The sequence below is a fragment of the Mesobacillus maritimus genome (genome assembly GCF_023715205.1).
GTDB classification, from domain to species: Bacteria; Bacillota; Bacilli; order Bacillales; family Cytobacillaceae; genus Mesobacillus_B; species Mesobacillus_B maritimus_C.
Map to the genome: position 1 here is coordinate 1 of NZ_JAMBNR010000149.1, position 231 is coordinate 231.

General features: G+C 43.3%; 1 rRNA gene. It reads left to right on the forward strand.

Features of this window, described 5'->3' with window-relative positions:
* Positions 1-68: 68 nt before the first annotated feature.
* A 23S ribosomal RNA gene (locus tag M3182_RS26010) occupies positions 69-231 on the forward strand; the annotation flags it as partial.

The window sequence follows — 231 nt, forward strand, 5'->3', positions numbered from 1 at the left end:
GAGTATCGCCATTTTAGTTTTTCTCTCTTTTATTAAAAAGAGAAACCTGACAATTTGATTGTCATATAGGTTAAGTTAGAAAGGGCGCACGGTGGATGCCTTGGCACTAGGAGCCGATGAAGGACGGGACTAACACCGATATGCTTCGGGGAGCTGTAAGTAAGCTTTGATCCGGAGATTTCCGAATGGGGAAACCCACTGTTCGTAATGGAACAGTATCTTTACCTGAAT